The organism is Cupriavidus sp. U2 (assembly GCF_009663685.2).
GTDB lineage: Bacteria > Pseudomonadota > Gammaproteobacteria > Burkholderiales > Burkholderiaceae > Cupriavidus > Cupriavidus necator_C.
Genome location: NZ_RCOG02000027.1, coordinates 202148 through 224796, shown reverse-complemented (window position 1 = coordinate 224796; position 22649 = coordinate 202148). Strand labels below are relative to the sequence as shown.

Sequence of the window (22649 nt, the reverse complement as noted above, 5' to 3'; positions counted from 1 at the left end):
CTGTCGTTACACTTCAGCCTATCCTCAGGCGTGTGCCGTCCGCATTCGCCCTGGCCAACCAGCCGCCACCCGCAGGCCCATGACAAACAGACGCCGGTCATACGACGCCACCCGACCTTCCTATGCCACATATCCTGATCGTTGACGACGACGAAAACGCCTGCGCGGCGCTGGCAGAGATCGTCGCGATCGAAGGCTTTTCCTCGGCCAGTGCCAACAGCCTGCGCGAAGCGCGGCTGCAGATCGGCTGGCGCATGCCCGATGCCATCCTGGCCGATCTCCGGTTGCCGGACGGCAACGGCATGGAACTGTTCGACGAAGTCGGCTCCGCCGGGGTGGAAGTGATCCTGACCACCGGCTATGCCAGCGTGGAATCGGCCGTCGAGGCGTTGCGCCTGGGTGCCACCGACTACCTGGTCAAGCCGATCAACGTCACGCGGCTGCAGACCGTGCTCAAGCGCATTGCCACCACCAGCGAACTCCGTGCCGAAGTGCATTCGCTGCGTGGCGAACTGCGCCGCTACGGGCGCTTTGGGCGCCTGCTGGGCAGCTCGGAGGCCATGCAGACCGTCTACGACCAGCTCAGCAAGGTCGGGCCCACCGAGGCCACCGTGCTGCTGATCGGCGAAAGCGGTACGGGCAAGGAACTGGCCGCCCAGACCGTGCACGAACTGTCGGCGCGCCGGCGCCAGCCGTTCCTGGCCGTCAACTGCGGGGCGATCTCGCCCACGCTGATCGAGACCGAGATGTTCGGCCACGAACGCGGCAGCTTCACGGGCGCGGACCGCCAGCACAAGGGCTACTTCGAACGCGCCGACGGTGGCACGCTGTTCCTCGACGAAATCACCGAGATGCCGCTGGAGCTGCAGGTGAAACTGCTGCGCGTGCTGGAAACCGGCTCGTTCATGCGCGTGGGGACCAACCGCGAGACCCACGCCGACGTCCGCGTGCTGGCCGCCACCAACCGCAATCCCGAGGAAGCCGTGGCCGAAGGCAAGCTGCGCGCCGACCTGTATCACCGGCTCAATGTGTTCCCGATCGAACTGCCGCCGCTGCGCGCCCGGGGCGACGACGTGATGCAGATCGCCAACACGATGCTGGAGCAACTGAACGCGGAGCAGGGCACGCAGCGCCGGTTCTCGTCCGCCGTGCTGGAAAGCCTGCGCATCCATTCGTGGCCCGGCAACGTGCGCGAGCTGCGCAATTTCGTGCAGCGCGCATACATCATGGCCGACCAGGACGTCATCACCGAGGTCCAGATCCCGCTGCAGGTGGCGGCCGCGCCCAGCACCGGCACGGCCGTGGTGTCGGTGCCGGTGGGCATGTCGCTGGCCGAGGCCGACCGCCAGCTGATCTTCGCCACGCTGGAGCAATGTGCCGGCGTGAAGAAGCATGCAGCGGAAATTCTGGGCATCAGTTTGAAGACTTTGTACAACCGGCTGGAGGACTATGCAGCCAAGGGCGAACTGCCGGAATGGCTGCGGGCAGCACGTGGCGGCGACGCCAGCCCGCCTGCCGCCTCATGAGCGGTGTCGGACAGGGCTGCTGCGAACGCATGCGGCGTGGCGCGCAAGACGGGCTGACGGTGTCAGTGCATGGTTCTTGCGTGGTGTGAAACCCATGAGGGTTTCCGAATTGATTGCCGATCCGATGGTTGAACATGACTGACGCTCCGCGCATTCCTCCCGCTGCCGTGCCGCCTTCGGCCGGTGGCGGTGCCCCAGACGACGCCCCGCCCGCCGTGCGCAGCATCGGCGAGGTGAGCGCGCTGATCGAACAGGCCGCGCACGATCTACGGTCGTCGCTCAATGCGATCCAGAGCTGGAGCTATGTGCTGGACCGCACGATCGATTCGCTGGCGGCCCCGGCGCAGCGTGCGCTGGATGGCATGCGCTCTGGCATGCAGCAGCAGCTGGCGCTGATCGAGGAAATGGAAGAAGGGGTGCGGCTGCTGGCCGACGATCGTGGCCCGTCGTGGGAAGAAACCAATCTGCGCGTGCTGGCGGGGCTGGCCATCGAGGACAAACGGGCCGCCGCCGAGGCGCGCGGGGTCATCCTGGCGGCCCTGGAAGCCCAGGACAACACGGGCGCCGGCTTTACGGTGCCGGGCGATGCCCTGCGCATCGGGCCGCTGCTCCGGCATCTGCTGGTCCATTGCATCTGGCGCGCTGCGGCAGGCGGATCGGTACGGGTGTACCTGAGCGCCGAACCCGACTTCGTCAAGTTCCGCATTACCGAAAGCCCGCCCGTGGAACGCTCGCGGGGTGAGGGCAGGCTTGCCGCGTTGAGCGATTTCTTCGGCCGGCGCTCGCCGGCCGGCGGCGGGCATTCGCCGCGCCAGAGTACCGCGCTGCTGCTGACCCGCCGCATGGTGGAGCTGCAAGGTGCCGCGCTGACGGCCGAGAACTGCGGCGACACCGACAACGTCACGGTCTGCATTGCCGTGCGCTTTCCCCGCGTGAAGACGGCCAGTCCGGCCTGAGCACTTTTTACCGCATGGCGCACAATCTGCAGCGCCACCGCGAGCCGGTCGCCCCCTTTATCCGACCAATTCCCGCCATGACGCGCCGCTGCGCGCACCCCGCCACGGCGGCGCGCGCGGTGTGCGGCGCTGGCCCGGCGTTTGCATCGCTCAGAGACGGAGCCCCGCATACAAGGGACCCGAATTCGATTCCGAACAGGAGAGATGCCATGTCACATGCCCATGCTTCGAAGGGTTCGCACAAGCCTTCGGCCAAGCCGTCGAACAAGCCGTCTACCCAGTCGGCGGACAAGGCCGGGGCCGGCAAGTCTGACAAGTCCGGCAAGACCTACCAGGCCGCCGTGGATGAATCGCTCGACATGACCTTCCCGGCCAGTGACCCGATTTCGCCCGGGGCTGCCGAACACGCCGAGCGCCAGACCGCCACGCGCCGCGACGACGTGGACTGGAAGCTCAAGAAGGGCAGCGAACACCAGCCCGCCGGCGAAAAGGCCGCGGCGCATCGCACCGGCGTCAGCGATCGCGGCGACAAGAAGCGTTGAGTTGGGATGGGGCCAGGAACTGCCAAGGGCGATTTCCTCGCCCGTGCGGTCGTGATGTGATCGCTGCCCCACCCTCGCACTGCAACATGCCTTTGAACGGAGCCTCAGGATGTCTACGATCATCGCAGGACGATTCGAAACGTTTGCCCGGGCCGAGACTGCTGCATCACGTTTGATGGCCAAGGGCGTCAGGCAGGACGATCTGACCATGTTCTATGTAAATCCGCCAGGTCAGCACGCCACCTTCCCCATTGGGGGGGACGAGGCCGTGGACCCCGGTGCGCGCAAGGCTGGCCCCGGTGCCGGGCGAGGCATCGCCATCGGTGCCGTGCTGGGCTTTGCGGTCGGGATCTGTCTGGTGGCCGCCGCCCGCGCCTGGTTCGGCGCCGCGTCGGTGCAGCCGTGGGTGCTGGTGCTTGTCATGGCGTTTGCCACGGGCGTGGGTGCCTATGCCGGGTCGTTGATGGGCGCGCTGGCCGGTACGGAGCGCGGTAGTGGCCCGGTGCGGCACGCCGGCGTGCTGCTGGCCGCCCATGTCAGTGATGCCAATACGGCTTTGGTGGCCAGCGAACTGCGCCGTGGCGGCGCGCGCGATGTCGAGCGTGCGGAAGGCCAGTGGCGCGATGGCCGCTGGGAGGACTTCGACCCGCTGGCCCCGCCGGTGCCGGCGAGCCGCTAACCGGACGGACTGGGCACCGCCCGACGTCTTTTGACTTTGCAGTGCTTTGCCGTTCAACTGTCCACACCTGGAGGAACCGCTCATGAAGCCCATGGACCCGCAGACCCCGCCCGCCGGTGCGCCGCCGCGCGGCGCGTCTATCATTGGCGACGTTGACCAGACCACGGCCGGATGCGGGCCGTTCGTGATGGCGTCCGACACGCTCGAGGGCAACAAGGTGGTCGATCCGTCCGGCGAGGAAATCGGCACCATCGACCACATCATGCTCGACGTGCTCGGCGGCCGTATCGCCTATGCGGTGCTGGCGATGGGCGGCTTTCTGGGTATCGGTGAAAAGCTCCACGCGCTGCCATGGTCGGCGCTGACGCTGGACACGCGTCGCAAGTGCTTTGTGCTCGGCATTGAAAAGGAGCGCATCAAGGCGGCGCCGGGTTTCGACAAGGAGCACTGGCCCACCATGGCAAATTCGCAGTGGGCCACCAGCATCCACGAGTACTACGGCATTTCGCCTTACTGGGAAAAGGACCGGTACGACCCGTGGGCCTGAGCGGCCTGGACTGAACCGGATTGCCGGCAGGCGCGGCGTTCAGCCGGCGCCTGGTCGGCTCGCGCGGCCCCGTTCCCTTTCCGGGAGCGGGGCCGTATCCGTGCTAGACCTTGTGATTGATCTGCCCGGGCGGCTTCTCTGCCGGATCGGCGCGCATGCCCGTGGCCTGCGGGGGCTGCCCGGGGGCTTCGCGCGGCGGCGGCACCCGCGTCGTCAACTGGTTCGATACGCCGAGGATGCCCGGCGGCGTCGATGCAGCCTTTTCGATGCGCTGGGCGATGTCGATGTCCTCGACCTGGCCCGTGATGGTCACGCGGCGTTCCACCACGTGTACCGCCACGCCGTCCGGCATGTCACCGCCGCAAAATTCCGCGATACAGGTGCCGACACGCTCGCGCAGCAGTTCGTCTTCGTCGTCAGGGCTGGTACGGCGGGGTGCTTCGCTTTCCGTTTGCATGATGGCGGTCCTCGTCTGGTAAGGTGATGGCGCGCGGCGGTGAAGCCGCGTCCGGAATGCCGGTGAGACGCAATCGCCATGCCCACCGGGGCACCCGGGTATCCGGATCGTTGCTTGTAAAAACGACATGTCACGGTGCCGGATGACATCCTTGTAGGACGCCACCGACTGAAACTGCGTTGGGGTGCTCCCTACAATGTAGACAGTCCTGCCATGCCACGGGAGCGTTTCATGCCACATCAGCCCACGCGTCGTCGTCTGTTTCACCTGTTCGACCGCTTTGCCGGTGCCGCAACCCGCCAGGCCGGCTCGCCGGTGGCCTTCGCGCTCGCCGTCTTCGTCGTGCTGGCCTGGGCCGTCACCGGCCCGCTCTTCGGCTATTCCGAAACCTGGCAGCTCGTGATCAATACGGGCACCACCATCGTCACCTTTCTGATGGTGTTCCTGATCCAGCAGAGCCAGAACAAGGACGCCATGGCGGTTCACCTGAAGCTCAACGAACTGCTGGCGTCGCATCGCGAGGCCAGCAACCACCTGGTGTCCATCGAGGACCTCGACGAGGAAGAACTGCGCCAGCTGGTGAAGTTCTATCGCCATCTGGCCGAACTGGCCGACGAGGAAGGCGGCGTCAAGTGCAGCCATTCCATCGACGAAGCCAACGTGAATCACGCCGAAAAGTCCCGCGTGCGGCACGCCCGCCGCAAACCGGTTGATGACGCCCAGGCGTCTGCCACGGCGTAGCCACAGGCAACCGGCTACACCCGCATCTGAAACGCTGAAACGTTCAACACGCGGCCTGGCCGCAGAGGAGCCCGACTTGGCAACCCCGACTCCCGATGCAGCAGCGACCTCGGTGGCCATGGAGGCCGCGCCGGCCCCCGATCCGCAGCCACGCGACGTACGCGTGGTGGTGTACGGCCGCGCCGATTGCGATGACCCGGGCAGCCACCAGGGCGCCACGCTAAAGGGCATTGCCCAGCGGGTGGCCAGGCTTGCGGGCTTCACGTTTGCCGGCAGCTACGACGCGGCCACGCACAGACCCTCGGATGGCCGGCTCTATTTCGTGCCGGCCGATACGCTGATCGGCGTCGACAGCGCGCGCCAGCTTGGCATCGCCGGGGCGGACGACCTGCTGGGTGGTGTGGTGCCGCATGCGTTCATCGCCACCAAGGCGATCTCGCATGGGCGGGTTGCGCCCGACGCTGCCGTCCCCGCCGGGTGGAGCGACACGTTCGCCGCCCGCATACACGCGCACGTGCTGCCCGGCTTCACGGCGTTCTCGATCGACGACGCCAGCCGTGGCGCACGGGCGATGCTTCGCGATGGCAAGGTCCGCATCAAGGAACCGTGCGGGATTGGCGGCCTTGGCCAGCAGGTGGTGGCAACCGAGGCGGAGCTGGACCAGGCGCTGCAGGCGCTGGACGCGGAGCGCGTGAAGCGCGAAGGGCTGGTGCTGGAGCGCAATCTTGACGACGTGATCACGTTCAGCGTGGGGCAGATACAGATCGGCGACCTGTGCGCCAGCTACTGCGGCACGCAGGACCTGACGCCCGACAATACCGGCCGGAAGGTCTATGGCGGGTCCACGCTGCGCGTGGTCCGTGGCACGCTGGAAGATCTGCTGACGCATCCGCTCGAAGTCCACCAGCGCGACGCCGTGCAGGCCGCGATGGCCTATCATGCGGCGGCCATCGAGTGCTTTCCCGGTTCGGTGATGTCGCGCTGCAACTACGATGTGGCGTTCGGCACCGACAACGGCCGTCCGCGGCTGGGCGTACTGGAACAGTCGTGGCGCGTGGGCGGCGCCACGGGCGCGGAGCTGGCGGCGCTGGCCGCGTTCCGCGACGATCCGCAATGCGTGCGCGCGACGGCGTGCACACGCGAGATCTACGGCGAGGACGCAACCGTGCCCGACGATGCGGACGTCTATTTTCAGGGAGAAGACCGCAGTGTCGGCGCACTGACCAAATACGCAAGACTGGAGTCCACATCCGATGGCCACGCATGAAGAATCGATACAGCTCCATACCGAAGGGGGGATGATCGCGGGCACCGTGATCTCGCCCGCCACCAAGCTGCCCGGCGTGCTGTTCGTGCATGGCTGGGGTGGCAGCCAGCAGCAGTACCTGGCCCGCGCCCGCGAGGTGGCCGGCCTGGGCGCGGTCTGCATGACCTTCGACCTGACCGGACACGCCGGCACGTCTTCGCAGTACGAGACGGTCAGCCGCATGCGAAACCTGGCCGATGTGCTGGCCGCCTATGACATGCTCGTGCGGCATCCCGAGGTGGACCGCAACGCCATTGCGGTGGTGGGCAGCAGCTACGGCGGCTACCTGGCCGCGGTGCTGTGCGAACTCAGGCCCGTGCGCTGGCTCGCGCTTCGTGCCCCGGCGCTGTACATGGACGAAGGCTGGGAGTCGCCCAAACGGCAACTGCACCGCGACCAGGACCTGGTGGCCTACCGTCGCAAGGTGGTGGCAGCCGACACCAATCGCGCGCTGCGCGCCTGCACCAACTTCAAGGGCGATGTGCTGGTGGTGGCCTCGCAGCACGACAATATCGTGCCGCACACGGCGGTGCTGAGCTACGTGGATGCCTGTATCCAGGCCAGTTCGATCACCTACCGCGTGCTCAAGGGCGCCGACCACGGACTGACCAGCGAGGACAGCCAGCGTGCCTATACCAAGCTGCTGCTGGGCTGGCTGCGCGAGATGGTGACTGAGGCCCGTACCGGGCCGGCTGTGGCTGCGCGGCCGTCCAAGGCATCGACCGCGCCGAAGACCCCGCATCATGACGACGGGCTGGAGCCCGAGCGCAACGGTGACGGCGGCGAGGACAAGGCGCGCGAGGCGATGCTGGCCGGCGGGAACGACGACGAGAACGACCCTCAGGTCATTGCCGCGCAGCCGCCGGCAGGGCGCGGCGCCTGACCGCGGATCAGCGGCGGGCGGTCACGCGCCGGTCCATCGCACGCGCCTGGTTCAGGTGGTCGCGCAGCGCCGGCAGCATGCGGGCCGCAAAGGCGCGCAGGGCGGGGTCCTTGCCGCGCGTGGCCTGGTTCTGGAACAGCAGCACGGCCTGTTCGTGCGCGTCGATGCCAATGGTCCGGATATAGGCCTGGTCGAATTCTTCATCCTTGAGGGATTTCAGCCGGGTCAGCTCCGGCGCCTCCGGCACGCGATCCTGCGGCGTGATGCCCTTGTCGGCGGCGATGCGGCGCAATGTGCCCAGGGCCTCCTTGTGCGCTTTCAACATCTGCTGCGCGAATGCGTGGACCTTCGGATCCTTCGACACTTCGAGCGCCATTTCACTGGCCGCGATCTCCACGTGGCTCGTCATCTGCGCTTCATCCACAAAGCGCAGGTCGTCGGTGGACAGCGACACGACCGGCGGCTTGGCCGGTGTGGGCAGGGTCGGTGCCAGCGGTATATCGGGGGCGGACCGGGCGGCGGGGGGTGCGGCGAGCGCCAGCGACATTGCTGCGGCGCCGCACAGGGCGATGGTGGCGGCCGCCACATGGCATGGCCATCGCCGGGGTGTGTGTTCTGGTTTGCGATGTTCGGGCATGACGGGGCTCCTTCATTTGCCTTTGGGCGAGATGGATGTGCGGCATGTACGCGACCCAGGCGCGCAAGAAGCATTCCCGTCCGGTGGCGAAATTTGCAAAGCACGCCCGCTGGGCCATTTTTGATCGGTAAGATATTCAAGCGTTTGGGGCGTCACCCCGTTCGGCGGCCCATTGCGCGATGGCATGGCTCATGCGTAGGCGCATGCACATGACCCCGACCGCCGTCGCCAAGCCCGACACCCAGACCCCTTCGCTCGATGCAGCCCTGCGCAAGGCGGGGCTGCATCATGTCGACGACAGCCAGCCGGGCATCTCGCGGCGGCGTACGGGCAAGGGGTTCACGTATGTCCTGCCTGACGGAAAACGCGTGGACGCCGTCACCCAGGCGCGCATCGATGCGCTGGCGATTCCGCCCGCCTACGAATCGGTCTGGATCTGCCTGGACCCCGACGGTCACCTGCAGGCAACGGGCCGCGACGCGCGCGGCCGCAAGCAGTATCTCTATCACCCCGACTGGGCCGCGCTGCGCGACGCCGACAAGTACGCGCGGCTGATGGCCTTCGGGCAGGCGCTGCCCCATCTGCGCCGCCGCGTGGCCCGCGACCTCGCGCGCAATGGCATGCCGCGCGAGAAGGTGCTGGCCGCCGTGGTGACGCTGCTGGACGCCACGCTGGTACGCGTGGGAACGCCGCGCTACGCGGCCCAGAACCGCACCTACGGCCTGACCACGCTCAAGCGCAAGCACGTGGCCGTGCAAGGCAGCCGCCTGCGCTTTCAGTTCACGGGCAAGAGTGGCGTCACGCATGACGTGTCGGTCAACGACGCGCGGCTGGCGCGCGTGGTGCGCAATTGCGCGGACCTGCCGGGCCAGCAGTTGTTCAAGTACAAGGACAGCGACGGCGAGGTACGCGAGATCGGCTCGGCCGATGTCAACGCCTATCTGCACGAAGTGACGGGCGGCGAGTTCACGGCCAAGGACTTCCGTACCTGGGGGGGCAGCGTGCATGCGCTGGCGCTGCTGCGCAAGACCCGCGCCGATACCGAGGCGGCACGCAAGAAGGCGATGGTGGAGGTGATTCGCAGCGTTGCGCAGCGGCTGCGCAACACGGTGGCGGTCTGCCGCAAGTGCTATGTGCATCCGGACGTGCTGGCAGCATTCATGGCCGACGCATTGCAGGCTTTACCGGCACCGCGTACAGCGGCGCGCCTCCGTACCGACGAGGCGCGATTGCTGGCGCTGCTGGAAAGTACCGCCACGCTCGCGGGGACGGCGCGCAGGGCGGCGTAGCGGGGGGCAAGGGGCGCCCGGCCGCACGGCTTCAACCGGCACGGCAATTGCATTGATTCCTTGTACCGACAACAAGCAGAACACGCATAGCAATCGAGGCGCAAGGTGGAACACGCAGTCATCGGTTACCTCGGGGCTGACAGCAGCAGCCCGGCAACCTTTCTCACGGAAACGCGTCAGTCGCTTTCCACTGCTGGAAATTCCCTCACATCCGATGTCGCGGACGTTGCCGGCGACCACAGCGCAGCCGGCCCCGGCCGTGTGGCGCGGCGGATTTCTCCAGCGCGGCTCGCCGCGAAAGCGCAGCATGGCAAAGGCGCCTCGGCGCGCGCGCCGCGCGGCAGCGACCTGCGCCAGGCACGCGTGCTGATGCAGGCGTTATGCGAGATGCGACTGGTGCTGGGCGAGGACGACGAGGCGCTTTCGTCCGCCGCGCTCGACGGCCGGCATACCGCGACCATGGCGCTGTGGCAGAACCGTACGCGATCGCTGTACACGCAGCCCGATGTGGAACGCAGCATCGAGGCGCGCCTGGACGCAGGCTTTCGCCACGCTCGCCGGGGCAATCCGCGCGAGGCGGCAGGCGAGTTCAAGCGCGCCTACCTGCTGCTGTGCTGCGTGCTCACGCTGGCACGCGACAATGCGCGGGCGCAGGCACGGGGCGCGGCGCGCGGCGCGCGGGGCGGCCGGATGACGTCTGGCGCCTGACGGCCGCCTTCCGATGACCGCGGACGCGGATAGGCATCACGCCTTGCCACGCGTCTTCTTGCAGGGGCCGAGATAGCCGGGAAGGTCGCGCGCCTTCGGGCTCGTCGCGAGCTTCAGACCCTTGGCAAGGGCGGTCGCAAACGTGTGGTGGGTATCCAGCGGGCCCTTGATGTGATTGCGGAAGAAGTCGGCCCAGCGAAAGTCGGAATAGGCGGTCTTGACCTTGCGATAGCCGCCGGCCAGCTGGACGAATGCCTCCAGGCTGCGGTACGGGTCGTCGCGCATGCTGTGGACGTCGGCCGGCAATTCACTGATCGGCCGGCGCCGCCCGCGTTCATCGTAAGGGTGGACCATGTGGTCGTCAGTCATCCGCTTCCAGAACTTGCGGGTCGACAGGTGGCTCAAGTCGTTGCGCACAAGGGCCGGCACCATGTCGATGCCCATGTCCTGCCATGCGCGCACCCAGTGGTGATGATCGACGATATACAGCGTTTGCTCGGGGCCGATCACGACATGCACGCGGTGCTGGTCCAGAAAGGCCGGCAAGTCGGCATGGTCCAGCCGGCGGGTGACATGCATCTTCTGCGCGACGTGGTACGCGCCCACGGTGATCTGCGTGGGACGCAGGTGAGCGATGGGCACCATCAGTGCCGCATCCTTGCCAAGCCGCCTCGTGCGTTTTGCCATGGGTATCGGGCCTCCGGAGCAGGAACTGGCCGGGAAGCAGCAAGGTTTGTGCCGTGCGCCTCAGGCTCGGCCGCGCCTGGCTTTGGCAATCGTTGCCACGCCTTGTAACCGTTACGCATCTCCAGGGCGCCAGGCGCGCCGACGTGTTCGCCGGAGGTCCGCCGGACAGGGGCCGCGAAAGGGCCGCCAAGGTTCGACGACGCGGCACGGAATTTGCGCCGCATGTCTGCATTGATCCCCCACCGGAAGCGCCCATGTCCACCCCAAGCAAACTCCCGCCACAGCATCAGGACCGCCAGCCCGGCCTGGAAAACGAAATGGTGCCCAAGCCCGACAGCGGCGCCGACGACTATGTCGGCAGTGGGCGCCTGAAGGGCAAGGTGGCGCTGGTAACCGGCGGCGACAGCGGGATCGGCCGTGCCATCGCCGTGGCATTTGCCCGCGAGGGCGCCGATGTTGCCTTCGCCTACCTTGACGAGCAGGCCGATGCGCGGGAAACCGAGAGGCTGGTCAAAGAGGCCGGGCAGCGCGCACTGGCCATCGCCGGCGATATCGGCGAGGTGGAACACGCAGACAAGGTCGTGGCAGACACGCTGAAGACTTTCGGCCGGCTCGATGTACTGGTCAACAATGCGGCAGAGCAGCATCCGCAGGAATCGCTGGAAGACGTCAGCGCCGCCCAACTGGAGCGCACGTTCCGGACCAACGTGTTCGCGATGTTCCACGTGACGCGTGCGGCGCTGCCGCACCTGGGGCAGGGCAGCGTGGTCCTCAATACGACATCGGTCACCGCGTATCGCGGCAGTGCGCATCTGCTGGACTACTCTGCTACCAAGGGCGCCATCGTGGCCTTTACACGCTCGCTGGCGCTGCAGGTGGTGGAGCGCGGCATCCGCGTCAACGGCGTGGCGCCGGGCCCCATCTGGACGCCACTGATTCCATCGACCTTTACCGCCGAGGAAGTGGCCGAGTTTGGCAAGAAAACGCCAATGGGCCGTCCGGGGCAGCCATTCGAAGTGGCTGCGGGCTACGTATTCCTGGCGTCCGATGCGGCAAGCTATATCACCGGACAGATCCTCCATATCAACGGCGGCGAAGTCGTTAACGCCTGAACACAGGGAGAAACTTCATGTCTTCGATTGTTGCCGGGCGCTTCGCGTCCATCCCCGATGCCGAGCAGGCAGCGCAGAAGCTGTATGCGCGCGGCTTTTCCGTGTGGGACGTGTCGATCATGTCCGTGGACCCGGGCGGCGCCCGCCCGCCGGGCGTCTTGCTGGCGGCCCGTGCCAAGGGCGAGCGCCGCGAAGAGGCGCTCGACGTGCTGCGTGAGGGTGGGGCCTGCGACTGCGAGGAGGCCAAGGGCAAGTGGGAAGGCGGCCAGTGGGCCGATTTCGATCCCGCCCGCGCGCCCGCACTGCTGGACGCGGCCGAGGGCGAATGCTGGCCGATCCCGGGGCAGGGTGCGGCCAAGGGTGCCGATGGCGATGCGCGTCCCGCGCACGCCGCGCCGGTGGCGCAGGAAGCCGTGGCCGAGGACAGCACGGGCAACGAGGACCCGGGCAGCGAACTCGAACACTACGTCGACCGGCAGGTCGCCAGTCATAACTGACCAGTTGGAAGAGGCGCCGATGGTGACGCATGCCACCGCCGAGCTCGACACGCTCCGGCCCACCCAGATCACGCTGGGCATCTATCAGGTGCGCGAGAAGATGGATGTTTCGGCCCGGCCGCGCAGCAACGCGGCGCAGAAGCGTTTTCTGGAAGCGCACCGCATCCAGACGATCGCTGGTCCGGGTGGCGCACTATATATCGCCGACCACCACCATTGGGCCCGCGCGTGGCTCGAACTTGGCTGGCACGAGGCACCTGTGGCCATCATCGACGATCTGAGCCACCTGGCGCCGGGCAAGTTCTGGAAGCGGATGCGCGAACTGGGCCATCTGCATGCTTACGACGAACACGGCGAACACCTGTCGTCCAAGGACCTGCCCCCCACGGTAATGGGCATGCGCGACGACCCGTATCGCAGCCTGGCGGCCTTTACGCGTAATGCGGGCGCCTACCGCAAGCCGGGCAACGCTTATGGCGATTTTCAATGGGCGGGGTTTTTCCGCCGGCACGTGGCAGAAGACATGGAAAGCATTCCAGGCTTCGCACGCGCGATGATCCAGGCCATCCAGCTCGCGCGAAGCAGCAAGGCCAAGCGCCTGCCGGGCTTTGTGGGCAAGTGCCAGCGGGCGGGGTGAGGGCAGGCGGACGACGTGACGGACGTGAAAACGAAAACGCCGCGGGAGGAACGCCCCCTTGTCCTGCCGAAGGGGGCGCCCGCCCGCGGCGTGTGCCGAAGGCCGGCCAGGCCTGGCGCCAGGCCTAACTCTTGGTCTTGTGCGTGGGCTTGCCCTTTTGCTTGGTGCTCGCCATCTTCTTCAGTTCCCCTTCGCTCATCGACTTGGCCATCGACTTCGATGCTCCCTTGAGCGAACTGGCCTTGCGCTCGCCGCGCTTTGCTGACAAGGCGGCTCCGGCCGCCATCTGCTGTGCCTTGGATTTGGCTGGCATGTCGATCTCCTTCGGTTCGCGGTGAATGGCCCGGATCGGCTAGATCCGGCCCAACACAACCAGGAGCACGACAATGATGACGATCAGCCCCAGGCCGCCGCTTGGCCCGTAGCCCCAGCCGGAACTGTACGGCCACGTTGGCAGTGCGCCAATCAATAGCAGGACGAGGACGATCAGAAGAATGGTGCCGATACCCATAGTGCGCTCCTTTGTTGTGGTGCTACCGACGCTGCGGCTTTGGGGCCGCCGCGCGGCTGTCCCTGTTATTTGCAGGTTAGGACAGCACCACTCGCGCCAGAGGCGGGCAGGGGCTGATATGGGTGTAGGAATAAGACGACGCCTGCGGCCCATGCCTGCGAGGCGCCATCTGGCCGGGCGGCGCGGGCGCTGGCTCAGAACGCCGCGCGGTAGATGGCGAACGCGTCGGCCTCGGTGACTTCGCGCGGATTGTTGACGAGCAGGCGCGTCTGCAGCATGGCATCGCTGGCCAGCCGGTTCAGGTCCGGCTCCTTGACGCCCACCTCGCGCAGCGTGCGCGGAATGCCGGTGGCCTCGACCAGGCTCTCGATGTGGGCGATCAGGGCAGCCGTCTTGGTCTCGTCGCTGCCGGTGGTGCCGGGCAGCACGACGTCGCACAGTTCGCCATACCGCTTGCATGCCGCAGGCGCGTTGAACTTCATCACGTGCGGCAGCACCAGCGCGTTGGACAGGCCGTGCGCCACGTGGAAGATGCCGCCAATCGGATAGGCCAGCGCATGCACGGCCGCCACCGGAGAATTGGCGAACGACTGGCCGGCGAACATCGCGCCCAGCAGCATGGCCTCGCGGGCAGCCAGGTCGTGGCCGTTGTCGCAGGCGCGCATCAGGTTCTGCGACAGCAGTTCCAGCGCCCGCACGGCCAGCATGTCGGAGACCGGGTTCTTCAGATGCGCACTGGTGTAGGCCTCGATGGCATGGACCATCGCGTCGATGCCGGTTGCCGCCGTGGCGCCGCGCGGCAGGCCCAGCGTCAGTTCCGCATCGAGAATGGCCAGGTCGGCAAACAGCTGCGGTGCCACCACCCCCATCTTGGTGGTCTCGCCCGTGGTGACGATCGACACGGCCGTGACTTCGGACCCCGTGCCCGCCGTGGTGGGCATCTGCACCAGCGGCAGCCGCGTGCCGGTGACCTTCTTCACGCCATACATGTCCTTGATGGACTGGGTGGCCGGCAACAGCACCGCAATCAGCTTGGCCACGTCCATCGAGGAGCCGCCGCCCAGGCCAAGTACCACTTCGGCATCGGCCTGCCGGGCCCGTTCTGTGGCTTCCAGCACGACATGCTCGGGCGGATCGGCGACAACGTCGTCGATCACGGTCACCTGCCAGTCATGCTTGCCCAGGTCTTCCAGTGCCGGCGTCAGCAGCCCGCTCCTGGCCAGGAAGCCATCGGTGATCACGCACAGGCGCCGCGCCTGCGGGAACGCCTCGCGCAGCAGCGCGCCCAGCCGGCGCGCTGCGCCGGATTCGACGACGACCGTCGGCACGGTCTGGAAGCGAAACGGGTTCATGATGTCTCCGGGGTATGAGTCTTTTGGGGTGCTTCCCTCTCCCGTCAGCGGGTGAGGGGAGCCACACGTGGCAACCTTACACCTGCAGGCAAAGATACTTGATCTCGAGGTATTCCTCGATGCCGTGGCGCGAGCCTTCGCGGCCGACACCCGACTGCTTGATGCCGCCGAACGGCGCCACCTCGTTCGAGATCAGGCCGGTGTTGAGACCCACCATGCCGTACTCCAGCGCCTCGCCGGTACGCCACGCGCGGGCGATGTCGCGCGTGTACAGGTAGGCCGCCAGGCCGAACTCGGTGTCATTGGCGGCGGCCACCGCCTCGGCGTCGGTCTTGAAACGGAACAGTGGCGCCACCGGCCCGAAGATTTCCTCGCGCGCCACGCGCATGTCTGCCGTGGCGCCCGTGATCACGGTGGGCGTGTAGAACGTGCCGCCCAGCTTGTGCTTGCCGCCGCCGGTCAGCACGCGGGCGCCCTTGGACGTGGCGTCGTCCATCAGCGACACCACCTTGTCGATGGCGGCGTCCTCGATCAGCGGTCCGATGACCACGCCGTCTTCGAGGCCATTGCCCACGCGCAGCTGGCTGGTGCGCTCGGCGAACTTGGCGGCGAAGGCATCGTAGATGCCGTCCTGGATATAGAAGCGGTTGGCGCAGACGCAGGTCTGGCCGCCGTTGCGATACTTGGCCGCGATGGCGCCTTCGACGGCAGCATCGACATCGGCATCGTCAAACACGATGAACGGCGCGTTGCCGCCCAGTTCCAGCGACAGGCGCTTGACCGTGGGCGCGGACTGCGCCATCAGGATGCGGCCCACTTCGGTCGAGCCCGTGAACGACAGCTTGCGCACGATCGGGCTGGCCGTCAGGACGGCACCGATGGTTTTGGCGTCGCCGGTCACCACCTGCAGCACGCCGGCCGGCACGCCTGCGCGATGGGCCAGTTCGGCCAGGGCAAACGCCGACAGCGGCGTCAGTTCGGCAGGCTTGATGACGATGGCACAGCCCGCGGCCAGGGCCGGCGCCGCCTTGCGCGTGATCATGGCGGCGGGGAAGTTCCAGGGCGTGATGGCGGCGCAGACGCCCACCGGCTGGCGCAGCGTGACCAGCCGCTTGTCGGCGGCGGGGCTGGCCAGCACCTCGCCGTCCACGCGCTTGGCTTGCTCGGCGAACCATTCGATAAAGCTGGCGGCGTAGGCGATCTCGCCCTTGGCTTCGGCCAGCGGCTTGCCTTGCTCGCGGGTCATCAGGTAGGCCAGGTCGTCGGTATTGGCCACCATCAGGTCGAACCAGCGGCGCAGAATGCTGGCGCGTGCCTTGCCGGTCAGCGCGGCCCAGCTTTTCTGGGCCACTTCGGCGGCCGCGACCGCGCGCGCCGTCTCGGCGGCGCCGAGGTCGGCCACCTTGGCGATGACCTCGCCTGTGGCCGGATCGGTCACATCGAACGTGGCGCCCGTGTCGGCAGACAGCCATTGGCCGTCCACATAGGCCTGCTGGCGAAACAGTGAAGGATCCTTGAGTTGCATGGCGTATTTCCCCGAAGTCACGAATACAGGCCTGCCAATGAAATCGCTTGCCTGCGTTCAATAGATTGAACTATATTCCGTATGTCGAACGATGACCCGATCATACGCCCATGCCGGGCAGACCGCCAGTAGGGCGCCCCCGTTCCGTATGGTTCAGGCTCGTGCCGTATGCGCGAACCTGTCAGCGAGTTACATCCATGCCCAAATCCGCCTACGCCACCGCCTACGCCAGCGATCCCGATGCCCCCGGCAGCGCCGCGAGCCGGCCCACGTCTCCTGCCGTGGTACGGGCCGTGCAGGTGCTCGATGCCATCGCCGCGTCGTCCGATCCGTTGACGCTGGCCGATCTGACCCGGCTGACCGGGGCACCCAAGAGTTCGCTGCATGGCATGTGCGACACGCTTGTGCAACTGCAACTGGTCAAGCGGCTGCCCGGCGGGGCGATGGCGCTGGGTCCGCACGTGATGACCTGGGCCAACGCGTTCCTGGCGCAGACGCAGATCACCGAGGAATTCCGCGCGCTGTGGGATCAGACCGACGCGTTCCACGACGCCACGGTCACGCTGTCGATGCTGGAAGGGGACGAAGTGGTCTACCTGGCCTGCCAGAACGGCGACCGCCCGCTGGGCGTGACGTTCCGCATCGGCATGCGCCTGCCGGCGCCATACACGGCCACGGGCAAGGCCATGCTCAGCACGCTGCCTGCCGCGGATGTGCAGCGGCTGTTCGCCGACGGCCTGCCGCCGCCGCTCACCCGGGCTAGCGTGGCCTCGACGGACGCGCTGGCCGCCGAACTGCAGCAGGTGCGGGCGATCGGCTATTCGGTCGACAACGGCCAGATGCGCGAGGGCATGACCTGTTTCGGCGCGCCCGTGTTCGACGCCCAGGCCGCCCGCGCCGCCGGCGCCATTGCCGTCAGCTATCTGACCAGCGAGATCGATACGGTCACGGGCGAGCGCATCGGCCAGCAGGTGCGCGCGCTGGCCGACCGGCTTTCAGCCAGGCTGGGCGCGCCGGCATTGGCGACGCACACCGTGGCGGCGCGTTGATCGTTCTCAACGTTTGCGTAGGGTCAAAGGCCCAATCTCGCTGAATCGCTAGCATCCGGGGGTTCCCCTTCCCGGATCATCACGCGATGACACAATCTACGGCGACCGCTGTTCGCCGCCCTCAACTGGTAGCGCCGGCCGGATCGCTCGCGGCGCTGCGCATGGCGCTCCAACACGGCGCCGACGCGGTCTACCTGGGCCTTCGCGATGCCACGAACGCCCGCAACTTCGGCGGCCTGAACTTCAGCGAGGACGATATCCGCACCGGTGTTGCCGAAGCGCATGCGCGTGGCGCGGAGGTGCTGTTCGCCATCAACACGTTTGCCCAGATGGGCCACGTGGAGCGTTGGCACCATGCCGTGGACGCCGCTGCCGCGCTGGGGGCCGATGCCGTGATCATGGCCGACGCCGGGCTGATCGCCTACGCCGCGACGCGGCACCCGTCGCTGCGCATCCATCTTTCGGTACAGGGCTCGGCCACGCATGCGGACGCCATCGAATTGATGCGCAAGCAGTTCGGCATTCGCCGGGTAGTGCTGCCCCGGGTGCTGTCCGTACCCCAGATTGCCCGGCTGGCCCGGCAGACCGATGTCGAACTGGAGGTCTTTGGCTTTGGCAGCCTGTGCGTGATGGCCGAGGGCCGCTGCCTGCTGTCCTCGTATGCCACGGGCGATTCCCCCAATAACAAGGGCGTCTGTTCGCCGGCCCATGCGGTGCGGTGGGACGAGCAGGACGGCACCATGCATGCGCGGCTGTCGGGCATTCTGATCGACAGCTATGCGCCGGGCGAGCCGGCCGGCTACCCCACGCTATGCAAGGGCCGCTTCACCGTGGAAGACGAGCGCGGCTACGTGCTGGAGGAGCCGACCAGCCTCAATGCGGTGTCGCTGTTGCCGTCGCTGATCGATATCGGCATCGCGGCCATCAAGATCGAAGGCCGCCAGCGCAGCCCGCGTTATGTGGCCGATGTGGTGGGCGTGCTGCGTGCGGCCATCGATGACGCGTGCCGCGACCCGAAGCGGTTTGTCCCACGCCAGGACTGGCAGGCCACGCTGGGCCGTCATGCCGAGGGCGACCAGGTGACCCAGGGCGCGTACGACCGGCCCTGGCGGTAATGCCATCCTCCCGGAGCGGCCACGGCGCCGCCGGCCCGCTCCGCTTCCAGACCTGCCCAATTCCAGCCTCACATGGCAACCATGACCCTACCGAATCCCGAGCCGTTCCGCATCGCGCTCGGCCCGCTGTTGTACTACTGGCCACGCACCACGGTGCTGGCGTTCTATGCATCGGTCGCCGACACGGCGGTCGACCGCGTTTATCTGGGCGAGGCAGTCTGCACGCGCCGGCACGAGATGCGGCTGGCCGACTGGATCGAAATCGGGCAGATGTTGCGCGATGCCGGCAAGCAGGTGGTGCTCTCCACCCCGGTACTGGTCGAGTCGGACAGCGATATCGCGGTGATGCGTCGGGTCTGCGCGCAGGAGGACTTTCTGGTGGAGGCCAACGATCTGGGCGCCGTGCATGGCATGCGCGGACGGCCCTTTATCGGCGGCCCGCATCTGAATGTCTATCACGCCGACACACTGGCGTGGCTGGCCGGGCTGGGCGCGCAAGGCTGCGTGGTGTCGGTGGAGATGGATGGCACGACGATGACGGCGCTGGCGGCGGGCCGCCCGGCAGGGCTGGCGCTGGAAGCCATGGTCTGGGGGCGCATGCCGCTGGCGTTCTCGGCGCGGTGCTTTACCGCGCGGCATCACCGGCTGCGCAAGGACGCATGCGATTTCCGCTGCCTGGCGTATCCCGATGGCCTCGTGGCCAAAACGGGAGACGGCCAGGACTTTTTCACGCTCAACGGCATCCAGACCCAGTCGGCGACCTGCCTCGATCTTTGCGCGCAGGTATTGAAGATGGCGGCGGCGGGCATCGATTACGTGCGGGTCAGCCCGCACGCCACGGGCACGCGCGAAGTGATTGCCCATCTCGATGCCATCCGGCGCGGGGAACGCGCCGCATCGCCAAGCGCCGTGCTGCCGGCCGGCGCGGCCCCGAGCAATGGCTACTGGAGCGGCAAGCCGGGCATTCGCTGGCTGTCGGAGGAAGGGGCTGAGGCATGACGATTCTGAAATCGATGATGACGCGCGTGCATCGCCATATGCCCGCGCCGATGCGTGCGGCGCCGCTGGTCGTGGCCCTGGAGGCCATGCGCCGCGCGGGGTGGCTGGAACCGCCCGCGGCGCTGGATGGCCGCACATTTTCGCTGACGGTGGATGACATGGGGCTGGAAGTGCGCTTCCAGTGCGTCCATGGACGGTTCCTTCCCGGTCCGTTCGATGCTCGGGAAACCGACCTGACGCTGCACGCGGCGGCGCTGAGCTACCTGCGGCTGATCAGCGGCGATGCCGACACCGATACGCTGTTCTTCCAGCGCCGTCTGTCGATCCGCGGCGATACGGCGCCCGGTCTCGAAGTCAAATACTGGCTCGATGCGGCGCCTCGGCCCGAATGGCTGGGCGCACTGGCCCAGCGACTGTCGCTGCTGTTCCCCGAGCCGCGTGGCGCCTAATCAGAACTCGGGCATGGCGCCACCGAAGCGGGTGCCGCGCTGCTTGTAGCACTGGCTGGCCCGCAGCACCGCGCACGGCGCGTCGGCCAGGCCGCCAACGGCGTCAAAGCGCGCCAGCGTGGTATGCAGTTCGTTGGCGCTGCGGGCGTGGATCATCGCGAACAGGTTGTACTGCCACGCCGGCAGCCGCCGCGTGCGCCGGAAACACATCGTCACGTGCGGCACATGGGCAAGCCGCAGGCCGACCGCGTCCACCCGGGCATCGGGCACGTTCCAGACACACATCACGTTGTGGGTGTAGCCGAAGGGGCGGTGTCGCAGGATGGCGCCAAAGCGCCGGATCACGCCCGACTTTCGCCACCTGGCCAGCCGTGCCAGCGTTTCCGACAGGGCCAGTCCCGTACGCCGCGCCAGCGCGTGATACGGCTGCGGCGTCAGCGCCAGGCCCGATTCCAGCGCGGCGGCGAGCCGCCAGTCTGCCTCGTCCAGGTCGGGCCGTATCGGGGTATTCAACACCTGCGATGGCTGCAGCGGCGCACGGCGCGGGCTGCGCGTGACGCCCAGCGGCAGGCCCAGGTCGGCGCGGTATTCGCGTTCCAGGGGCAGGTCGATAGGCCGCTGGCCGATATCCATGGCAAGGCGGGACAGCACGCCATCGAGCATGGTGCGGTCGCGCGCACCGGCCACGAACCAGAGGTTGTAGCGATGGCCTTCGCGGGCATGGCTCTGGCTGATATCGGGATCGATGTTGATGCGCTCGACCACGCGATCGATGCGTGCCGGCGGGATCGACAGCGCGGCGACGGTGCTGGCGCCGATGGTGTTGGGCGCGAAGACCGCGCCGATGCGGCTGACGCGTCCGTTGCCGACGTCGCGCGCCAGCAGGCTGAGCACGGCGTGCTCCGAAAGGTCGAAGGCTTCGCCGGCGGCCTGGTAGGGCCGCGCGTGCAGCGGAAAGTCGTCCTGGATGCGGTTGTAGAGATCGTTTTCGTCGAACATGGCGTCGTACGCGGGGAGCGGGTTGTGCTGTCGGATCGGTGCGAGGGGAACGCACGGGGTCGATGCGCAGGCGCCATGTATTGCGACGAACCGGAGCACGCCCGCAGCATGCGGGCATGATCGTGAAGTTCGGTCGCGGCCTTGTTGACGGTTGTCAAGCAGGATCGAGATGGTACGCCCCGGGTTTGCCCGATGCGCTGCGCGCCATGCGCACGGCCACCAGGGCAATGCCGAGTGCCGCCAGCGGCGCGAGGGCCGCGATCCACGGCAGGGCCTGCAGTCCCGGCCCGTGATCCACCACCGCGCCGCCCAGCCACGCGCCGAGTCCGTTGCCAAGGTTGAAGGCGGCGATGTTGAAGCTCGATGCCAGGTTCTGGCCGGCGCCCTGGGCGTGGCGCAGGACGCGCAACTGCAGCGGCGACACCGTGGAGAACGCCGCGATGCCGAGCACGCCGACAAAGACCACCACGGCCACGGCATGGTGCAGCGACAGGGTCATGCTTGCCAGCACTACCGTCAGCGCCAGCAGCGCGCCAAGCAGGGCGCCCGTGGGTCGCCGGTCGGCCATGCGCCCGCCCAGGATATTGCCGATGATCATGCCGCCGCCAAACAGCAGCAGGATCGGCGACACCGCGCTTTCGGCGAAGCCCGTGACGCGCGTCAGCATCGGCTGGATGTAGGTGATCACGGCAAACGTGCCGAGCGCCTGCAGCACCGTCATCAGCAGACCCAGCAGCACCTGCGGGCGACCGATGGTTTTCAGTTCGTCGACGAGCCGCACGGGCGCGGTGTCGTCGCGGCTGGATTGCACCAGCAGCGCGATCACCGTCAACGACACGAGGCCGATCGCCGTCATGGCCCAGAACGTCGAGCGCCAGCCGAACTGCAGGCCCAGCCACGCACCTGCCGGCATGCCGAGCAGCGTGGCGAGCGTCAGGCCGGAGAACATCACGGAAATGGCCGAAGCGCGACGGTTGGCCGGCACCAGGCCCGTTGCCACCACCGCGCCCACGCCGAAGAACGTGCCGTGCGTCAGCGATGTGACCACGCGGGCAATCATCAGCGTGGTGTAGTCGGGCGCCAGCGCGCAGGCCGCGTTGCCGACGGTGTAGATCATCATCAGTGCCATCAGCACGGCCTTGCGCGGCATGCGGCGGGTCAGCAGCGTCAGGACGGGCGCCCCGGCAAATACGCCCAGCGCGTAGCCCGACACCAGCATGCCAGCTGCGGCGATGGTCACGCCCAGGTCGGCCGACACCTGCAGCAGCAGGCCCATGATGACGAACTCCGCGCAGCCGATGCCGAACGATCCGGCCGTCAGGGCATACAGGGCGGCGGGCATCCGCGTGCGCGGGCCGGCGGAGGGGGAAGAGGGGGACGCAGCCATGGGAATCTCCATTGAAAGCCGGCACGGGGCCGACGGTGGGATCGCGGGGAAGGCCGCAG

26 protein-coding genes are annotated in these 22649 nt (G+C 67.5%); 17 read left to right on the top strand and 9 right to left on the bottom strand.

The genetic code is table 11. From position 1 onward, the window contains the following. Positions 1 to 122: 122 nt before the first annotated feature. From D9X30_RS20615 to D9X30_RS20595, 5 genes are all read left to right on the top strand, one after another. Positions 123 to 1526, top strand: coding sequence for a sigma-54-dependent transcriptional regulator (locus D9X30_RS20615; protein ID WP_153946000.1), 1404 nt, complete (start codon positions 123 to 125; stop codon positions 1524 to 1526). Positions 1527 to 1660: 134 nt separating this feature from the next. Beyond that, on the top strand, positions 1661 to 2482 hold the full coding sequence (locus D9X30_RS20610; protein WP_228770762.1) for a sensor histidine kinase: 822 nt from the start codon (positions 1661 to 1663) through the stop codon (positions 2480 to 2482). A gap of 209 nt (positions 2483 to 2691) precedes the next feature. Further along, positions 2692 to 3024 carry a hypothetical protein gene (locus tag D9X30_RS20605; protein ID WP_153946001.1) on the top strand — a complete coding sequence of 111 codons (333 nt, stop codon included), beginning with the start codon at positions 2692 to 2694 and terminating at the stop codon, positions 3022 to 3024. 109 nt (positions 3025 to 3133) lie between these two features. Then, positions 3134 to 3703, top strand: a complete 570-nt coding sequence (locus tag D9X30_RS20600; protein WP_153946002.1) for a hypothetical protein — start codon at positions 3134 to 3136, stop codon at positions 3701 to 3703. 82 nt (positions 3704 to 3785) lie between these two features. Further along, positions 3786 to 4250, top strand: coding sequence for a PRC-barrel domain-containing protein (locus tag D9X30_RS20595; RefSeq protein ID WP_153946003.1), 465 nt, complete (start codon positions 3786 to 3788; stop codon positions 4248 to 4250). 103 nt (positions 4251 to 4353) lie between these two features. On the opposite strand, the gene D9X30_RS20590 is transcribed toward D9X30_RS20595, so the two are convergent. Further along, the gene (locus D9X30_RS20590; RefSeq protein WP_153946004.1) at positions 4354 to 4707 is read right to left on the bottom strand and encodes a BON domain-containing protein; all 354 of its coding nucleotides are present in this window, start codon (positions 4705 to 4707) and stop codon (positions 4354 to 4356) included. Positions 4708 to 4938: 231 nt separating this feature from the next. Here D9X30_RS20590 and D9X30_RS20585 point away from each other — a divergent pair, with 231 nt between their 5' ends. The 3 genes from D9X30_RS20585 (at position 4939) to D9X30_RS20575 (ending at position 7637) form a co-directional block, all read left to right on the top strand. Then, a complete protein-coding gene (locus D9X30_RS20585; RefSeq protein ID WP_228770763.1) occupies positions 4939 to 5448 on the top strand; it encodes a low affinity iron permease family protein in 510 nt (169 codons plus the stop codon). 76 nt (positions 5449 to 5524) lie between these two features. Continuing rightward, complete coding sequence (locus D9X30_RS20580) at positions 5525 to 6715, top strand: DUF3182 family protein (protein WP_228770764.1); 1191 nt, start codon at positions 5525 to 5527, stop codon at positions 6713 to 6715. Continuing rightward, positions 6702 to 7637, top strand: a complete 936-nt coding sequence (locus D9X30_RS20575) for an alpha/beta hydrolase family protein (RefSeq protein ID WP_153946006.1) — start codon at positions 6702 to 6704, stop codon at positions 7635 to 7637. Before D9X30_RS20580 ends, D9X30_RS20575 begins: the two co-directional genes overlap by 14 nt. Before the next feature lie 7 nt (positions 7638 to 7644). On the opposite strand, the gene D9X30_RS20570 is transcribed toward D9X30_RS20575, so the two are convergent. Next, positions 7645 to 8274 (bottom strand): DUF4142 domain-containing protein, encoded by a 630-nt coding sequence (locus tag D9X30_RS20570; protein ID WP_153946007.1) that lies wholly within the window; start codon positions 8272 to 8274, stop codon positions 7645 to 7647. A gap of 209 nt (positions 8275 to 8483) precedes the next feature. On the opposite strand from D9X30_RS20570, the gene D9X30_RS20565 reads away from it, so the two are divergent. Further along, positions 8484 to 9563, top strand: coding sequence for a DNA topoisomerase IB (locus D9X30_RS20565; protein WP_153946008.1), 1080 nt, complete (start codon positions 8484 to 8486; stop codon positions 9561 to 9563). 105 nt (positions 9564 to 9668) lie between these two features. Beyond that, on the top strand, positions 9669 to 10271 hold the full coding sequence (locus D9X30_RS20560; protein ID WP_153946009.1) for a hypothetical protein: 603 nt from the start codon (positions 9669 to 9671) through the stop codon (positions 10269 to 10271). 36 nt (positions 10272 to 10307) lie between these two features. Here D9X30_RS20560 and D9X30_RS20555 read toward each other — a convergent pair whose 3' ends face one another. Further along, positions 10308 to 10958 (bottom strand): ParB-like protein, encoded by a 651-nt coding sequence (locus tag D9X30_RS20555; protein WP_153946010.1) that lies wholly within the window; start codon positions 10956 to 10958, stop codon positions 10308 to 10310. Positions 10959 to 11212: 254 nt separating this feature from the next. Between D9X30_RS20555 and D9X30_RS20550 the strand changes: the two genes are divergently transcribed. Genes D9X30_RS20550 through D9X30_RS20540 form a run of 3 tightly spaced genes read left to right on the top strand, consistent with a single transcriptional unit; the run spans position 11213 to position 13204 of the window. Continuing rightward, positions 11213 to 12070 carry an SDR family oxidoreductase gene (locus D9X30_RS20550; RefSeq protein WP_153946011.1) on the top strand — a complete coding sequence of 286 codons (858 nt, stop codon included), beginning with the start codon at positions 11213 to 11215 and terminating at the stop codon, positions 12068 to 12070. 17 nt (positions 12071 to 12087) lie between these two features. Then, on the top strand, positions 12088 to 12567 hold the full coding sequence (locus tag D9X30_RS20545) for a hypothetical protein (RefSeq protein ID WP_153946012.1): 480 nt from the start codon (positions 12088 to 12090) through the stop codon (positions 12565 to 12567). A 19-nt stretch (positions 12568 to 12586) separates the two neighbouring features. Continuing rightward, a complete protein-coding gene (locus D9X30_RS20540) occupies positions 12587 to 13204 on the top strand; it encodes a ParB-like protein (protein WP_153946013.1) in 618 nt (205 codons plus the stop codon). Between the two features lie 124 nt (positions 13205 to 13328). On the opposite strand, the gene D9X30_RS20535 is transcribed toward D9X30_RS20540, so the two are convergent. From D9X30_RS20535 to D9X30_RS20520, 4 genes are all read right to left on the bottom strand, one after another. Further along, positions 13329 to 13517, bottom strand: a complete 189-nt coding sequence (locus tag D9X30_RS20535; protein ID WP_153946014.1) for a DUF3008 family protein — start codon at positions 13515 to 13517, stop codon at positions 13329 to 13331. Positions 13518 to 13556: 39 nt separating this feature from the next. After that, positions 13557 to 13715 carry a DUF3309 family protein gene (locus D9X30_RS20530; protein ID WP_092598422.1) on the bottom strand — a complete coding sequence of 53 codons (159 nt, stop codon included), beginning with the start codon at positions 13713 to 13715 and terminating at the stop codon, positions 13557 to 13559. Between the two features lie 194 nt (positions 13716 to 13909). Beyond that, a complete protein-coding gene (locus tag D9X30_RS20525) occupies positions 13910 to 15067 on the bottom strand; it encodes an iron-containing alcohol dehydrogenase (RefSeq protein ID WP_153946015.1) in 1158 nt (385 codons plus the stop codon). Positions 15068 to 15143: 76 nt separating this feature from the next. After that, the gene (locus D9X30_RS20520; RefSeq protein ID WP_153946016.1) at positions 15144 to 16592 is read right to left on the bottom strand and encodes an NAD-dependent succinate-semialdehyde dehydrogenase; all 1449 of its coding nucleotides are present in this window, start codon (positions 16590 to 16592) and stop codon (positions 15144 to 15146) included. Positions 16593 to 16789: 197 nt separating this feature from the next. Between D9X30_RS20520 and D9X30_RS20515 the strand changes: the two genes are divergently transcribed. The 4 genes from D9X30_RS20515 to ubiT all read left to right on the top strand — a co-directional run bounded on the left by D9X30_RS20515 (position 16790) and on the right by ubiT (position 20204). Beyond that, the gene (locus tag D9X30_RS20515) at positions 16790 to 17641 is read left to right on the top strand and encodes an IclR family transcriptional regulator (RefSeq protein WP_153946017.1); all 852 of its coding nucleotides are present in this window, start codon (positions 16790 to 16792) and stop codon (positions 17639 to 17641) included. A gap of 86 nt (positions 17642 to 17727) precedes the next feature. Beyond that, positions 17728 to 18756 carry a ubiquinone anaerobic biosynthesis protein UbiU gene (gene ubiU, locus D9X30_RS20510; RefSeq protein ID WP_194946448.1) on the top strand — a complete coding sequence of 343 codons (1029 nt, stop codon included), beginning with the start codon at positions 17728 to 17730 and terminating at the stop codon, positions 18754 to 18756. 72 nt (positions 18757 to 18828) lie between these two features. Beyond that, positions 18829 to 19755, top strand: a complete 927-nt coding sequence (locus D9X30_RS20505) for a U32 family peptidase (RefSeq protein WP_228770765.1) — start codon at positions 18829 to 18831, stop codon at positions 19753 to 19755. Beyond that, positions 19752 to 20204, top strand: a complete 453-nt coding sequence (ubiT, locus tag D9X30_RS20500) for a ubiquinone anaerobic biosynthesis accessory factor UbiT (RefSeq protein WP_153946019.1) — start codon at positions 19752 to 19754, stop codon at positions 20202 to 20204. Before D9X30_RS20505 ends, ubiT begins: the two co-directional genes overlap by 4 nt. On the opposite strand, the gene ahbB is transcribed toward ubiT, so the two are convergent. Together ahbB and D9X30_RS20490 are read right to left on the bottom strand one after the other, a co-directional pair. Next, a complete protein-coding gene (gene ahbB, locus D9X30_RS20495) occupies positions 20205 to 21203 on the bottom strand; it encodes a siroheme decarboxylase subunit beta (protein ID WP_153946020.1) in 999 nt (332 codons plus the stop codon). Positions 21204 to 21357: 154 nt separating this feature from the next. Next, positions 21358 to 22590: an MFS transporter gene (locus tag D9X30_RS20490; protein WP_228770766.1), complete on the bottom strand. Its 1233-nt coding sequence runs from the start codon at positions 22588 to 22590 to the stop codon at positions 21358 to 21360. Positions 22591 to 22649 lie beyond the last annotated feature (59 nt).

Bases quoted from the DNA above. Each gene is read 5' to 3' on its own strand.
- D9X30_RS20615 (WP_153946000.1), top strand. From the start codon at position 123: ATGCCACATATCCTGATCGTTGACGACGACGAAAACGCCTGCGCGGCG.
- D9X30_RS20610 (WP_228770762.1), top strand. From the start codon at position 1,661: ATGACTGACGCTCCGCGCATTCCTCCCGCTGCCGTGCCGCCTTCGGCC.
- D9X30_RS20605 (WP_153946001.1), top strand. From the start codon at position 2,692: ATGTCACATGCCCATGCTTCGAAGGGTTCGCACAAGCCTTCGGCCAAG.
- D9X30_RS20600 (WP_153946002.1), top strand. From the start codon at position 3,134: ATGTCTACGATCATCGCAGGACGATTCGAAACGTTTGCCCGGGCCGAG.
- D9X30_RS20595 (WP_153946003.1), top strand. From the start codon at position 3,786: ATGAAGCCCATGGACCCGCAGACCCCGCCCGCCGGTGCGCCGCCGCGC.
- D9X30_RS20590 (WP_153946004.1), bottom strand. From the start codon at position 4,707: ATGCAAACGGAAAGCGAAGCACCCCGCCGTACCAGCCCTGACGACGAA.
- D9X30_RS20585 (WP_228770763.1), top strand. From the start codon at position 4,939: ATGCCACATCAGCCCACGCGTCGTCGTCTGTTTCACCTGTTCGACCGC.
- D9X30_RS20575 (WP_153946006.1), top strand. From the start codon at position 6,702: ATGGCCACGCATGAAGAATCGATACAGCTCCATACCGAAGGGGGGATG.
- D9X30_RS20570 (WP_153946007.1), bottom strand. From the start codon at position 8,274: ATGCCCGAACATCGCAAACCAGAACACACACCCCGGCGATGGCCATGC.
- D9X30_RS20565 (WP_153946008.1), top strand. From the start codon at position 8,484: ATGACCCCGACCGCCGTCGCCAAGCCCGACACCCAGACCCCTTCGCTC.
- D9X30_RS20555 (WP_153946010.1), bottom strand. From the start codon at position 10,958: ATGGCAAAACGCACGAGGCGGCTTGGCAAGGATGCGGCACTGATGGTG.
- D9X30_RS20550 (WP_153946011.1), top strand. From the start codon at position 11,213: ATGTCCACCCCAAGCAAACTCCCGCCACAGCATCAGGACCGCCAGCCC.
- D9X30_RS20545 (WP_153946012.1), top strand. From the start codon at position 12,088: ATGTCTTCGATTGTTGCCGGGCGCTTCGCGTCCATCCCCGATGCCGAG.
- D9X30_RS20540 (WP_153946013.1), top strand. From the start codon at position 12,587: ATGGTGACGCATGCCACCGCCGAGCTCGACACGCTCCGGCCCACCCAG.
- D9X30_RS20535 (WP_153946014.1), bottom strand. From the start codon at position 13,517: ATGCCAGCCAAATCCAAGGCACAGCAGATGGCGGCCGGAGCCGCCTTG.
- D9X30_RS20530 (WP_092598422.1), bottom strand. From the start codon at position 13,715: ATGGGTATCGGCACCATTCTTCTGATCGTCCTCGTCCTGCTATTGATT.
- D9X30_RS20525 (WP_153946015.1), bottom strand. From the start codon at position 15,067: ATGAACCCGTTTCGCTTCCAGACCGTGCCGACGGTCGTCGTCGAATCC.
- D9X30_RS20520 (WP_153946016.1), bottom strand. From the start codon at position 16,592: ATGCAACTCAAGGATCCTTCACTGTTTCGCCAGCAGGCCTATGTGGAC.
- D9X30_RS20515 (WP_153946017.1), top strand. From the start codon at position 16,790: ATGCCCAAATCCGCCTACGCCACCGCCTACGCCAGCGATCCCGATGCC.
- ubiU (WP_194946448.1), top strand. From the start codon at position 17,728: ATGACACAATCTACGGCGACCGCTGTTCGCCGCCCTCAACTGGTAGCG.
- D9X30_RS20505 (WP_228770765.1), top strand. From the start codon at position 18,829: ATGGCAACCATGACCCTACCGAATCCCGAGCCGTTCCGCATCGCGCTC.
- ubiT (WP_153946019.1), top strand. From the start codon at position 19,752: ATGACGATTCTGAAATCGATGATGACGCGCGTGCATCGCCATATGCCC.
- ahbB (WP_153946020.1), bottom strand. From the start codon at position 21,203: ATGTTCGACGAAAACGATCTCTACAACCGCATCCAGGACGACTTTCCG.
- D9X30_RS20490 (WP_228770766.1), bottom strand. From the start codon at position 22,590: ATGGCTGCGTCCCCCTCTTCCCCCTCCGCCGGCCCGCGCACGCGGATG.